Annotated in this window: 12 protein-coding genes; 6 read left to right on the plus strand and 6 right to left on the minus strand. The window is 69.0% G+C overall.

Annotated elements, in window-relative coordinates; all coding sequences use genetic code 11:
• A complete protein-coding gene (locus tag EVS83_RS09095) occupies nt 1-1,197 on the minus strand; it encodes a sensor domain-containing phosphodiesterase (RefSeq protein WP_166636857.1) in 1,197 nt (398 codons plus the stop codon).
• 372 nt (nt 1,198-1,569) lie between these two features.
• Between EVS83_RS09095 and EVS83_RS09100 the strand changes: the two genes are divergently transcribed.
• Nucleotides 1,570-4,359, plus strand: a complete 2,790-nt coding sequence (locus EVS83_RS09100; protein WP_133500732.1) for an Ig-like domain-containing protein — start codon at nt 1,570-1,572, stop codon at nt 4,357-4,359.
• Between the two features lie 55 nt (nt 4,360-4,414).
• Here the strand turns inward: EVS83_RS09100 and EVS83_RS09105 are convergent, their stop codons facing one another.
• Nucleotides 4,415-5,158: an SDR family NAD(P)-dependent oxidoreductase gene (locus EVS83_RS09105; protein ID WP_133500733.1), complete on the minus strand. Its 744-nt coding sequence runs from the start codon at nt 5,156-5,158 to the stop codon at nt 4,415-4,417.
• A 10-nt stretch (nt 5,159-5,168) separates the two neighbouring features.
• Nucleotides 5,169-6,485 carry a family 1 glycosylhydrolase gene (locus tag EVS83_RS09110; RefSeq protein ID WP_133500734.1) on the minus strand — a complete coding sequence of 439 codons (1,317 nt, stop codon included), beginning with the start codon at nt 6,483-6,485 and terminating at the stop codon, nt 5,169-5,171.
• 137 nt (nt 6,486-6,622) lie between these two features.
• On the opposite strand from EVS83_RS09110, the gene EVS83_RS09115 reads away from it, so the two are divergent.
• The 5 genes from EVS83_RS09115 to hemC all read left to right on the plus strand — a co-directional run bounded on the left by EVS83_RS09115 (nt 6,623) and on the right by hemC (nt 9,782).
• Nucleotides 6,623-6,970 carry a four-helix bundle copper-binding protein gene (locus EVS83_RS09115; RefSeq protein ID WP_166636858.1) on the plus strand — a complete coding sequence of 116 codons (348 nt, stop codon included), beginning with the start codon at nt 6,623-6,625 and terminating at the stop codon, nt 6,968-6,970.
• Between the two features lie 44 nt (nt 6,971-7,014).
• Nucleotides 7,015-7,701 carry an alpha/beta hydrolase gene (locus EVS83_RS09120; protein WP_133500779.1) on the plus strand — a complete coding sequence of 229 codons (687 nt, stop codon included), beginning with the start codon at nt 7,015-7,017 and terminating at the stop codon, nt 7,699-7,701.
• 76 nt (nt 7,702-7,777) lie between these two features.
• Nucleotides 7,778-8,500 (plus strand): LytR/AlgR family response regulator transcription factor, encoded by a 723-nt coding sequence (locus EVS83_RS09125; RefSeq protein WP_133500780.1) that lies wholly within the window; start codon nt 7,778-7,780, stop codon nt 8,498-8,500.
• The gene (locus EVS83_RS09130) at nt 8,497-8,775 is read left to right on the plus strand and encodes a hypothetical protein (RefSeq protein WP_133500735.1); all 279 of its coding nucleotides are present in this window, start codon (nt 8,497-8,499) and stop codon (nt 8,773-8,775) included. Before EVS83_RS09125 ends, EVS83_RS09130 begins: the two co-directional genes overlap by 4 nt.
• Nucleotides 8,776-8,822: 47 nt before the next feature.
• The gene (gene hemC / locus EVS83_RS09135) at nt 8,823-9,782 is read left to right on the plus strand and encodes a hydroxymethylbilane synthase (protein WP_133500736.1); all 960 of its coding nucleotides are present in this window, start codon (nt 8,823-8,825) and stop codon (nt 9,780-9,782) included.
• A 33-nt stretch (nt 9,783-9,815) separates the two neighbouring features.
• On the opposite strand, the gene EVS83_RS09140 is transcribed toward hemC, so the two are convergent.
• Genes EVS83_RS09140 through EVS83_RS16170 form a run of 3 tightly spaced genes read right to left on the minus strand, consistent with a single transcriptional unit; the run spans nt 9,816 to nt 12,110 of the window.
• Complete coding sequence (locus EVS83_RS09140; RefSeq protein ID WP_133500737.1) at nt 9,816-10,205, minus strand: YybH family protein; 390 nt, start codon at nt 10,203-10,205, stop codon at nt 9,816-9,818.
• A 20-nt stretch (nt 10,206-10,225) separates the two neighbouring features.
• On the minus strand, nt 10,226-11,176 hold the full coding sequence (locus EVS83_RS09145) for a dimethyl sulfoxide reductase anchor subunit family protein (RefSeq protein WP_133500738.1): 951 nt from the start codon (nt 11,174-11,176) through the stop codon (nt 10,226-10,228).
• A gap of 7 nt (nt 11,177-11,183) precedes the next feature.
• Nucleotides 11,184-12,110, minus strand: coding sequence for a 4Fe-4S dicluster domain-containing protein (locus tag EVS83_RS16170; protein ID WP_133500781.1), 927 nt, complete (start codon nt 12,108-12,110; stop codon nt 11,184-11,186).
• Nucleotides 12,111-12,112: the final 2 nt, after the last annotated feature.

Here is a 12,112-nt window from a genome sequence, read left to right on the forward strand (position 1 = left end):
TCAGGCGCGGAGTTCGGCCGGCGTCGCGAGCAGGAAGCCTTGCGCGAAGCGCACGCCGACGTCGCACAGCGCCTGCGCTTCTCCCGCGGTTTCCACGCCTTCGGCCACGACGATGACGCCGGTGCGCATCGCGAACGCCATCATGCCGGCGACCATCGCCTGCTTGGCGGGATCGCAATCGACGCCGCGCGTCAGGCTCATGTCGAGCTTGGCGATGTGCGGTGCGAGTTGCAGCACGTGGCGCAGGCTCGCATAGCCCGCGCCGACGTCGTCGATGGCGATTCGCACGCCCGCCGCGCGCAAGCGCATCGCGGCGTCGACCACGGGCTGGTAATCGTCGACGGCCGCGTGCTCGGTGATTTCGACGACGAGCCGCGACGGATCCACATGCGCCAGTGCTTCGGCGAACTCGCGGCTCGCGACGGTGTCGGGCGACACGTTGAGCGACAGGAACGCATCGCGCGGCAGACGCCCGAGAAGTGGCAGCGCATTGCGCACCGCGGCGAGTTCGAGCTCGACGCCGAGGCCGACTGCCCAGGCTTCGTGGAACCAGATGTCGGGCGTGGCGTGGACGGGCAAGTCGAAGCGTGCGAGCGCTTCGACGCCGATCGCATGTCCGTCGTCCAGCGCCACGATCGGCTGCACGACCATACGTGGCCCACCCGCGCGGAGCACCGCGTGGATCGCGTCGTGGCGCTGCAGGTGCAAGTCATGCGCCCGCTGCGATTCATCGAGCTGCACGCCGACGAGGCCCGCGAGGAAATGCATGAAGCCGAGGTCCCGCACGCGGCGCTCCGGCTCGGCCGGAAAGTTGATGCAGCAGAGCGTCCCCAGCACGCGACCGTCGGGCAGCGCCACCGGCACGCCCATGTACGACTCGATGCCGAGGCGTTCGGTCAGCGGGATGTCGCGCGAACGCACGTCGACGCGCGCGTCGTACACCGCGTCCGGCAGACACCCCTGCAGGACGCGATGGCAGTAGGTGTCCTCGAGTTCGAAGCGCGCACCGACGGGCAGGCCGGCGGCGGCGGCGGGGCCGGCCACTGCGCGAACGATTTTGGCGTCCTCGTTCAACTCGGCGAGGAAGCTGACGTGCGCGCCCAGGTAATCGCGCGCGGACGCGACGATGCGCTGCACGAACGCGGTCGCGTTGGAATCGAGATGGGCGAGCGGCGACGGAGATGCGTTCGTGTCCATGCGAAGCAGACCGGCGGATGACGTCGACCCTTCCACAGGTCGGGGTGATCGACACGTGAACCGGGCGTGCGCGACATTGGCGGTGGCCGATGGAACGTGCGGCGAGTCACGCATGGACGTGCTGCATCGCAGCGGTCGAGGCGTAGTCGCGCGCGGTGAGCCCGCTGTCCCCAAAGTCCGCAAAATCAGACGGGGTGGGGCGAATCCCAGTGCGCACGGCGGTTTGCCGGCCTCAAGAACGGCGAGGGGCGCATAACCCGGCCGCCGTTCGTCGGAAATCGCGCAGATCGTCACAAATCGCGCGTCGACCGCTCCGACTATCGCCGGCCAAGGACGCCCTGCGCACGGATGCGGACTCCTCCGGACACCCCCATGACCCGAACCGCTCTTGCCGCAGCGCTGGCGCTGGCGTTTGCCACCGCCGCGTCCGCCACCGAATTCGCCCACCCCGACCACTACGAGTTCGACGCCTCGATCGCGGCGCCGTTCCGCGCGCAGGCCGGGCGGTTCCCGATCCAGCTGCACTTCGACTATCCGGGCGCCGGCGCGCGCACGGCGGCCGCGTGGACGCTGGACGTCGTCGCGCCGGACGGACGCGTCATCGCCAGCGACCGCGGCCTGACCAAGCTCGGCGGCCGCCACGTCGCGGTGCCCTCCTCGTGGAACGGCGGCATGCAGCAGGGCGGCGCGGCACCCGCGGGTTACTACACGCTGCGCCTGCGCGCGGTGCCGACGGTGGTCGACGCCGCCGACACGCGCCCGATCGCGACGCGCATCGACGAAGCCTTCCGCCTGTTCGGCGACGAAGCCGTCGAACAGACCTACGATGTGCAGGTCGGCAACGTCGCACCGGCGCGCATGCCGTCGCTGGTGCCGCTGCGAGTGGGCGCGCAGTCCGCGGTCGCGCCGTCACCGGCTCGCACCAGCGGCGCATCGCAGCCGATGCTCGCGCAGTCCGCGGCAACACCGACGCTGACGGCGCAGGCCGCGCCCGCCACCGGCGGCCTGCCGTACACCGTCTATTACGGCAACCTGCACAGCCAGACCAACCACAGCGACGGCGGGACGCCGCTCGCCTCGTGCAGCGGCGCTGAAAACCCGCAGGCGGGCACCATGGGCCCGACCGACGCCTACACGATGATGCAGAACCAGGCGCACGGCGACTTCCTGCTCACGTCCGAACACAACCACATGTTCGACGGCTCGACCGGCACGAACGCGAGCGCGAACCCCACCACCGCAATCAACCTGTTCAAGAGCGGCCTCAGCGCGGCGAGCAGCTATCGCAGCGCGCATCCCACGTTCCTCGCCCTGTACGGCCTGGAGTGGGGCGTCATCAGCAACGGCGGCCACCTCAACCTGCTCAACGTCGACGCGCTCGCCGAGTGGGAGACGAACTCCTCGGGCCAGCTGATCGGCGAAGTGAACACGCCCAAGAGCGACTACCCGGCGCTGTATTCGACGATGAAGTCGCGCGGCTGGATCGGCATGTTCAACCACCCGGCCACCAGCGGGCAGTTCCTCGTCAACGGCACCGCGCTCGGCTACGACGCGAACGGCGCGCAGGTGATGGTGCTGGCCGAGGTGCTCAACTCGTCGGCGTTCTCGACCAACACCACCGAAACCGAAACGGGGCGCAGCAGTTACCAGTCGGCGTGGAACATCCTGCTCGAGCGCGGCTACCACGTCGCACCCGCGAGCGACCAGGACAACCACTGCGCGAACTGGGGCCTGTCCTTCACCAACCGCACCGGCGTGCTGCTACCGAGCGGTGCCGCGCTCAACACGACCAACTTCTACGACGCGCTGAAGGCGCGCCGCACGTTCGCCACCGAAGACCGCAGCGGCCAGCTCGTGCTGACTGCGAACGGCCACGTGATGGGCGAGACCTTCAACAACAGCGGCGCGCTCACGCTCACCGCGAACTACGCGAGCACCAGTGGGCAGACGGCGCAACGCGTGCAGTTCTTCGAAGGCGTGCCGGGCCGCAACGGGACGGTGACGCAGCTCTACGAGGGCAGCGGCAGCACGACGATCACCCCGGCCAGCGGCGACCACTTCTATTACGTGCAGGTCACGCAGGCGAACGGCCTGCGCCTGTGGTCGGCGCCAGTGTGGGTGACGCAGGGCACGGGCGGCGGCGACACCACTGCACCGACGGTGAGCGCGTCCGAATCCGGCACCAGCGGCACGATCACGCTGTCGGCGACGGCCTCGGACAACGTCGGCGTGTCGAAGGTCGAGTTCTACGTCGACGGTGCGCTCAAAGGCACCGACACCTCGTCGCCATACTCGATGACGCTGAACTCGACGACGCTCACCAACGGCTCGCACACGCTGGTCGCTAAGGCTTACGACGCGGCCGGCAATGTCGGTTCGTCGTCGAGCGTCGCCTTCAGCGTCAGCAACGCCAGCAGCGATACGACGGCACCGACGGTGAGCGCGTCCGAATCCGGCGCCAGCGGCACGATCACGCTGTCCGCAACCGCATCGGACAACGTCGGTGTGTCCAAGGTCGAGTTCTATGTCGACAGCGCGCTCAAGGGCACGGACACCTCGTCGCCGTACTCGGTGACGCTGGACTCCACCACGCTCGCCAACGGCTCGCACACGCTGGTCGCCAAGGCTTATGACGCGGCCGGCAACGTCGGTTCGTCGTCGAGCGTGGCGTTCTCGGTGAGCAACACGACGACCGCGACGGAGCTGCTGCAGAACGGCGGCTTCGAGTCGGGCACGACGGGCTGGTCGGCCAAGGCCGGCAGCATCACCAACGACGCGAGCTATCCCGCTCACTCGGGCAGCTACTACCTGTGGTCGAACGGCTACGGCACGGCCAACACCGAGTACACGTACCAGACGGTCACGATCCCCTCGACCGCGACCACGGTCACGCTGACCTTCTGGCTGCGCGTGGACAGCAACGAGACCACCACGACGACCGCCTACGACACGATGAAGGTGCAGCTGCGCAACTCCAGCAACACCGTGCTGTCGACTCTGGCCACGTACTCCAACCTCAACAAGGGCACGAGCTACGTGCAGAAGACGTTCGATGTGTCGAGCTACCGCGGCCAGACGGTGCGCGTGTACTTCGAAGGCGTCGAGGACTCGAGCGTGATCACCTCGTTCCTGCTCGACGACGTGTCGCTGAAGTCGAAGTAAGACGGTTCGAGTTGCAGTGATCCGACGCCCCGGCTCGTCCGGGGCGTCGTTGTTTTCAGAGCCGGTCGAGGCGCCCGCCGTCGACGCGCACTTCCGCGCCCTGCACGAAGCGCGCATCGTCCGACGCGAGATACGCGACGAGCGCGGCGACATCCTCCGGCTTGCCGATGTCCCGGTCGTCCAGCGTTTCGAGGCCGCTCTTGACGTTCGGATTCTCGCGCAGCATCGGCGTATCGATCGCTCCGGGCAGGATCACGTTCGCGCGGATGCCGCGCGCCTTGCCTTCCAGCACCGTCGAGCGCGTCAGCGACACCAGCGCGGCCTTCGCGGCGGCGTAGTTCGCCACATGCGGCGTGGTTTCCACCGCGTGGATGCTGGAGACGTTGACGATCGCGCCGCCGTCCTTCATGTGCAGGAACGCCTGCTTGGTGAAGAAGAACGCGCCGACCAGATCCACACCGAGCACGCGCAGCCAGTCGTCGCCAGTAAGGTCTTCCAGCGCCTTGAACTGCATCAGCCCGGCGTTGTTGACGATGACGTCGATGCGGCCGAAGCGGTCGAGCACCGACGTCACCGTCGCCTCGACCTGCGCCTCGACGCTCACGTCGCACAGGCTCGCCATGACGTCCGGCGCGCCGGCGTCGTGCACCTGGGGCGCGGCGGCGTCAAGGTTGGCCTGGTTGTAGTCGACCAGCACCACGCGCGCACCTTCGGCGGCGAAGCGTTTGCAGATCGCGAGGCCGATGCCGCTGGCGCCGCCGGTGACCAGCGCCACCCTGTTCTCGAAACGTCGCTCCACGTGTCGCTCCTCAGGTTCCGCTCGTGGCGGCGTTCGCGTCCGCCGTGGCGCGGTCGTCGCGCTTGGCGGCGGCGTTCGCTTGCTGCTCGGCGTCGTGCTCGGTCGCGTAGTCGGCCGGCATGGTCACGGGCACCTGCAGGCAGACGCTGTTGGTCGGCAGCACCTGTTGCCAGTCGGCAATGAGCTGCTTGTAGGCCTGGCCGACCGGCCGGATCTTGCGATCGAGGTCGTACAGGCCGACCTCGAACACGCGACCGTTCGGCTCGCGCAGGGCCGTGTCCCAGTCGATCTGGTCGGTCAGCGAGTACCAGGTGAAACCGACCACCGGCACGCCGTCGTTGCGCACGCGCAGCACGTTGGCCCACTCCTTCCACAGCCAGTTCACCGCCTCGTCGCCGTTCGGCCCCTGGCGGAGATTGGTCTCGGTGTGCATGACCGGCAGCCGGTAGCGGTCGTGGTACTGGCGCGTAATGACGTGGTAGCCGAACACCTCGCCCGATGCGCGCGTGCTGCCGTCGGCGCATACGCGGTGCTCGTTGGTGACGTAGTAGTCGTTCCCCATGATGCAGTTGTGCTTGTACTTGTGTGCCATGAAGAAGTGGTACTCGTCGCGCGTCATTCCGTTGTCCATCAGGTACTCGTACATCTCGGAATTGACACGGCGCCCGTAATTGAGATCCAGCGAGAGGAAGCGGCGCGCATTCATCACTTCCGCAGGCTGGATCGCCGCCGGGTTCTCGGCATGGAAGTACTCGGACGACTCACTCTGGATGAAGATCGCGTCCGGCCGCACCTCGAGGATCGCGCCCATCGCGAGCACGTTCGCCTTGACGATGTTCTTGAGCGCGGTGACGAAGGCCGTGTCGCTCGCGAGCTCCTCGTTCCACCAGCCGTACAGCGCGGAGAACGCCGCGCAGATGTACATCTCGTTGACCGGCGTATAGAGCTGCACCCAGGGGAAGCGACGCGCGAAGTCGCCGGCGTAACGCGCGAACAGGGCAGGGAAGTCGGGGTTCTGGAAATTGCCGATCCAGTCGGGCACGCCGAAATGGCAGAGATCCGTGATCGGCGCGATGTTGCGTCGGCGCAGGTCGGGAAAGGTGATGTCCGCGAACGCCCAGTCGTAGCGGCCGTCGCCCAGCCAGGTCGTGTGGATGGGCGGGCCGTAGCGCAGCACCGGCACGCCGAGGTCCTGCACCAGGTCGAAGTCGAGCGCCCACTTGTCGTAGTGCCCGCACAGCGCCATCTCGTCGACGCGATGCGTGCCGCCGCGAATCGTGGGATAGCTGTTCTCGATGCCGGTGGCGAACAGGAAACTCGGAGGCATGGCGGCGCGCATGGACGGGGCCGTCGCAGGCTAGGCGGGCGGGCGCAGCCGCGGCATGAAAACGCGGCTACGGCCGGATCGACAGGCTCGGCACGTCGCGTGCGCGACGGTGTCCGCCCCAGTCCCGGAGCACACGCATGGCCGCGAACGACACCTCGCCATCGATGGACGAATGCATCGCCCACTGCATCGCCTGCCACGCGCTCTGCGTCGAGACGATGCGCCATTGCCTCGAACTCGGTGGTGAGCACGCGTCGCCCGATCACATCCTGCTGATGGCGACCTGCGCGGACATCTGCCGCACCAGCGCGGACGCGATGCTGCGCGGTGTCGACGTGCACGTGCACACCTGCCGTGCCTGTGCCGAAATCTGCCGGCGCTGCGCCGAGGACTGCGAACGCATGGCCGCCGACGACGCGACGATGCAGCGCTGCGCCGATGCCTGCCGCCGCTGCGCGGAGTCGTGCGCACGCATGGCGGCATGAGGCGGCTATAGTCCGCGTCCCCGCATCGGAGACGCGACTTGGACCTGCCCGAACGCATCGAAAAGGAAACCGGCGAATCGCCGCGCTGGTCGGTGATCTGGCTGCACGGCCTCGGCGCGGACGGCAACGACTTCGCGCCGCTCGTGCCCGAACTGGTGCGTCCGCAGTGGCCGGCGATGCGTTTCGTGTTCCCGCATGCGCCGGTGCAGCCCGTCACCATCAATGGCGGCATGCGCATGCGCTCGTGGTACGACATCGTGAGCTTCGATCTCACGGGTCGCGCGGATGCAAAGGGCGTGGATGAATCGGTCGCGCGCGTCGACGCGCTGATCGCGCAGGAGATCGAACGCGGCGTGCCGGCGTCGCGCATCGTGCTGGCGGGCTTCTCGCAGGGCGGCGCGGTGACGCTCGCCGCGGGCCTGCGTCGCACCGAGCCGCTCGCGGGGCTGGTCGCGCTGTCGACCTACCTGCCGCTGGGCGTCGATGCGCTCGCACGGCTCGACGAGACGCCCGTCGCCGCGCGCAGCCAGCCCGTGTTCGTCGCGCACGGCCGCCAGGACCCCGTCGTGCCGTACGCGGCGGGCGAAGACGCGGCGCGGCGCCTGCGCGCGCTGGGCTTCGCGGTGGACTTCCACGCCTACCCGATGCAGCACCAGGTCTGCCTCGAGGAGATCGACGCCCTGCGCGGGTGGTTCGACCGCATTCTGGCGACGGATTCAGAAAACCGTTGACGCGCACCTTCCACGGACGCTCGGGAACGCTACTATCAGTCCCGGGGGGGTATCGACGGAGGGGTACGTGGATACGCTGAATGTTGTAGTCGCCGAAGACGAGCCGTTGGCTCGCGACCGTCTGCGCGCCCTGCTCGAAGAGCAGCCGGGCGTGTACGTCGTCGCGACGGCGGCCGACGGCACACAGGCGCTGCAGGCGTGCGCCGAACATCATCCGGACCTGGTCCTGCTCGACGTGTCGATGCCGGGCATGGACGGGTTGGAAACCGCGCGCCATCTCGCCGCAAGCGAGCCGCGCCCGGCGGTCATCTTCTGCACGGCGTACGACGCGCATGCGGTGTCGGCGTTCGAAGCCGAAGCGCTGGATTACCTGGTGAAGCCGGTTCGTCCGGAACGTCTCGCGGCCGCGCTCGATCGCGTGCGTCGCCTGACGTCCGTGCGCACCAATGGCGACGGCAGCACGCGCAAGCGCACGCACCTGTGCGCGCGCCTTCGCGGCTCGCTGCGCCTGATCCCGATCGACGACATCCACTACCTCCAAGCGGAGGAGAAGTACGTCGTCGTGCACCACGCGCGGGGCGAGGACCTGATCGAGGAATCGCTGCGCTCGCTGGAGATCGAGTTCGGCGACCGCTTCGTGCGCATCCATCGCAACTGCCTGGTCGCGCGCCACGAGCTGGTCGAACTCAAGCGCAGCCCGGACGGCCATGTGCAGGCGGTGCTGCGCCACGGCCGCCAGCCGCTGGAAGTCAGCCGTCGCTGCGTCGCCTCGCTGCGCGAGCGCCTCGCGCACCTGTGAGCGAGCAGCCCGCGGGCCCGCGCCTGGATCCCGCCGCGGCCGAAGCGGCGGCGGAGCGGCTGATGGCGATGCATCGGCTGCAGCAGGACGCCGACACCTACGCCACGGGCCAGAGCCGCGGCGTCGCGCGGATCTTAATCGTGCTGATCGGTGCGCTCGTCGGCGGTGTCTGCGGCGCGATGATGGGCGCGATGCGGCACCACACGATGGCCGGCGCGTTCCTGCTCGCCCTCGTCGGCGGCATGCTCGCGCTGGTGCAGAGCCGCCCGCGCTGATCACGGCAGCGGTTGGGCGATGACGCCCGATCCGCGACAATGCCGCGATGACTTCGTCCACGACCGGCGTGCTCCGCATCGCCACCCGCAAGAGCCCGCTCGCGCTGTGGCAGACCGAACACGTCGCCGACCGCCTGCGCGCCGCGCATCCCGGCCTCACCGTCGAACTCGTGCCGATGAGCACGCGCGGCGATGAAGTGCTGGATCGTTCGCTGGCGGCGATCGGCGGCAAGGGCCTGTTCCTCAAGGAACTCGAGCTCGCGATGCTGCGCGGCGAGGCCGACTGCGCCGTGCATTCGCTCAAGGACGTGCCGATGGAGCTGGAGCCCGGCTTCACGCTGCCCGCCATCCTCGAGCGCGCCGATTACGCGGACGCGTTCGTGAGCAACCGCTACGCGAATCTCGACGAACTGCCCGAGCGCGGGGTGGTGGGCACGTCGTCGCTGCGTCGGCAGGCTCAGCTGCGCGCACGTCGCCCCGACCTCGTGCTGCGCGACCTGCGCGGCAACGTCAACACGCGACTCGCCAAGCTCGACGCCGGCGACTACGACGCGATCGTGCTCGCCTGCGCCGGCCTGCAGCGCCTCGGTTTCGACGATCGCATTCGCGCACGTCTCGCGGCGCCGGAGTGGTTGCCGGCACCGGCGCAGGGCGCGATCGCGATCGAATGCCGCAGAAAGGATGTCGCGACGATCGCGCTGTTCGATGCGTTGAACTGCGCCACCCCGCGCGCCTGCGTCGAGGCCGAGCGCGCGATGAATCGCGCGCTGCACGGCAGCTGCCATGTGCCGGTCGCCGCGTTTGCGACGCTCGATGGGACGCGCATGCATCTCGAAGGGCTGGTGGGGTCCGCGGTCGACGGCCGCCATGTGCGTGCGTCCGCGGACGGCGGCATCGATACGCCCGACGCGCTCGGCGAACTCGTCGCGCGCGAACTGCTGGCGCATGGCGCGTCGGAACTGATCGCCGCGTCGTCCGAGCCGGATACCGGGCCGTTCGTGTCCTGAAGTGGTGTCCGGTCGACTCGGACCGGATTTACCTCAGCCTGCCGCGAGCAGGTTCGCGTCGCGGATGAGCCGCCAGGCGCCGTCGGCGCCACGCCGGAACACCGACATCGCATAGCCGCCGCGTTCGTTCGCCCCGCCGCCATCGAGCGGTTCGATGCGGACCGACAGCCGCGTGACGGTGAACGCGAGATCGCCCGACACCTGCACCTCGCGCACGTCGCCGCTCGAGCGCAGGCGATGCGTCTTCAGCAGGCCGCGCAGGCCGTCCTCGAACGCGCGCCCGCCCTGCATCGGCTCGCGGCCGGGGACGAGGAATTCGGCGTCCTCCGCCATCAGCGACAGCACCGTGTCGACATCGCCGGCGGCCGTCGCGTCGTGCCATCTCTGGATCAGCGCGCGGATCGCCTGTTCGTCGGTCGTCATCGCGGACCTCCCTGCGGGATTCAGTAGTACTGCGACACCAGGTGGCGGGCTTCCGCGAAGAACAGCCAGCGCTCGACGAACGCGCCGACGAGCACCGACATCGTCGCGATGACCAGCAGCGTCGGCGCTGCGGCGGGAACGACCCACGTCGCGGCCAGCGCGAGCGCGGGCAGGGTGGCGAACGCGATCAGCGCGAACGCACGCAGGCGCGAGGCATGCTTGCGCGCGAGCACGAACACCATCTCGCGCGTCACGAAGTTGCCTTCGGTGTGTGGGCGCTCGAACACGCGGACCTCGCGCGCCGGCAGGCCGATGGCCTCGCCGCGGGTGACGGGGAGCGGCGTCGTATCGATCGCGGACCAGTAGCGCGCCTTGAGCAGTGCGAGCGCGCCGAGGCCGACGATCGTCAGCAGGAGCGTCGCACGCGATGGCGTCGCGCCGAAAACCGCGCGCAGCGTCAGGAATGCGACTCCGCCAGAGACGAGGGCGAACAGCAGGTAGACCGCGGGCACGCTGCGATGCGTCCACGCCGGGATCGGCTTGAGCGACGCGTAGATCATCGACGTGCAATAGACGGTCGCAAGCGCGCCGACCGCGAGCAGCACGGCGGCGACGGCGAGCACGATGCCACTGGTGAGCGACGGACCACCGAGGTCGATCGCGAGAAAGCGCGGCAGGAACGCGGCGATGAGCAGCAGCGCGGGTACGAACGTCGCGAGCGACACCACGCCTTCGCGCGACAGCCACGACGTGCGCCACTGCGAGAACGCGCGCCAGGCCCGCAGCGGCTTGCCGAGGTGGCCGACGGAGCACAGCAGGCCGATCGTCGACATCAGCACGCCCAGCACGAGCGCCGACAGCAGCGCACGCGGCGAGGTGCCGATCAGTGCCGCAATGCCGCTCCATGCGAGCAGCCCATAGCCAAGGCCGGAGAGCGTGGTGAAAAAGATGACGGACAGGGCGGGATGCATGCGGTCCTCAGCGCGACAGCACGCGGTCGAGCCAGCGCAGCACGGGCGGCAGTGCCTTCGTGTCGAGCGCTTCCTCGGTGACCGTCGCCGTCGTCGCACCACGACGCGGTCGCGGCGGCAGGTACTTGTTGGTCGGCTTGTAGCCTAGCGATGCCATCAGATCGACGCCGCCGCGCTCGGCGACCAGCTTCGACACCTTGGACTCGGGATCGGCGAGGTCGCCGAAGTGGCGCGCGCGGGTCGGGCAGGCCTGCACGCAGGCCGGCTGGCGCTCGGCTTCCGGCAGGTTCTCGTTGTAGATGCGGTCGATGCAGAGCGTGCACTTCTTCATGACGCCCTCGACGCTGCTGTACTCGCGCGCGCCGTAGGGGCAGGCCCACGAGCACAGCTTGCAGCCGATGCACTTGCTCTCGTCCACCAGCACGATGCCGTCCTCGGCGCGCTTGTAGCTCGCGCCGGTCGGGCAGACGGTGACGCAGGCCGGTTCCTCGCAGTGCAGGCAGGAGCGCGGGAAGTGCAGCGTCATCGCCGGTTGCGCGGCTTCGGCGGCGATTGACATGGAACCGCAGGCCGAGCCGCGCTTTGCGACCGTCGCGTCCGGACTGTCCGCTTGCGCCGGCTGCGCGCGTGCCGCGTCGAGGCCGACACTCCGGTCGAAATCACCGAGATGCCCCGCATCACGCATCGACGTATCGGACTCCGACGGCGCGGAAATCGGCGCATCGTCGACCAGCACCGCCGCCAGCTCGTAGCTGTGCACGCGGTTGAACCACACGCCGGTCGGCTTCTCGCCGTAGGGCTTCTCGTCCGGCAGCGGCGCGGCGAATCCGCCTGCGTTCCATTCCTTGCAGCTCACCGCGCAGGCGTGGCAGCCGACGCAGGTGTCGAGGTCGATGACCAGCCCGAGCTTCTTCGGCGTCGGCGGCGGCAGCATCG

This window comes from Cognatilysobacter terrigena, from assembly GCF_004361065.1.
Classification (GTDB): domain Bacteria; phylum Pseudomonadota; class Gammaproteobacteria; order Xanthomonadales; family Xanthomonadaceae; genus Cognatilysobacter; species Cognatilysobacter terrigena.

Coding starts and splice junctions, on each gene's coding strand:
- EVS83_RS09140 (WP_133500737.1), bottom strand. CDS start 10,205: ATGACGACCGACGAACAGGCGATCCGCGCGCTGATCCAGAGATGGCAC.
- hemC (WP_133500736.1), top strand. CDS start 8,823: ATGACTTCGTCCACGACCGGCGTGCTCCGCATCGCCACCCGCAAGAGC.
- EVS83_RS09095 (WP_166636857.1), bottom strand. CDS start 1,197: ATGGACACGAACGCATCTCCGTCGCCGCTCGCCCATCTCGATTCCAAC.
- EVS83_RS16170 (WP_133500781.1), bottom strand. CDS start 12,110: ATGCTGCCGCCGCCGACGCCGAAGAAGCTCGGGCTGGTCATCGACCTC.
- EVS83_RS09110 (WP_133500734.1), bottom strand. CDS start 6,485: ATGCCTCCGAGTTTCCTGTTCGCCACCGGCATCGAGAACAGCTATCCC.
- EVS83_RS09145 (WP_133500738.1), bottom strand. CDS start 11,176: ATGCATCCCGCCCTGTCCGTCATCTTTTTCACCACGCTCTCCGGCCTT.
- EVS83_RS09100 (WP_133500732.1), top strand. CDS start 1,570: ATGACCCGAACCGCTCTTGCCGCAGCGCTGGCGCTGGCGTTTGCCACC.
- EVS83_RS09115 (WP_166636858.1), top strand. CDS start 6,623: ATGGCCGCGAACGACACCTCGCCATCGATGGACGAATGCATCGCCCAC.